Annotated in this window: 1 protein-coding gene; it reads right to left on the bottom strand. The window is 57.8% G+C overall.

Features of this window, described 5'->3' with window-relative positions; all coding sequences use genetic code 11:
* Positions 1-31: 31 nt before the first annotated feature.
* Positions 32-270 (bottom strand): DUF1801 domain-containing protein (locus NXS07_RS21240; protein WP_258087662.1); only part of this gene is annotated, 239 nt, incomplete at its 5' end.

Here is a 270-nt window from a genome sequence, read left to right on the forward strand (position 1 = left end):
CGTATCTCGCGCAGCATTGGTCGGAAAGGGCTCAAAACGCTGCCTTACGCTCTGCCAAGGCGGCTTCGATCAGGGTGCGCACCTCTGGGGAAAAACAGCCGTCGGTGTCGTGCAGTTTGACGTGACGCAAGCGCTTTCCTGTCCCTTCAAGCAGCACATCCGGGTCACGCAGAGAAACACCGTGATAAAACCCGAGGTTCACCCAAGCCTTCTGCGGCATCACATAGCAGTAGCCTTCGCTCATCTTCTTGGGGCCCACACCATAGGTCG

Source organism: Xenorhabdus bovienii (assembly GCF_024721015.1).
Lineage (GTDB): Bacteria > Pseudomonadota > Gammaproteobacteria > Enterobacterales > Enterobacteriaceae > Xenorhabdus > Xenorhabdus bovienii.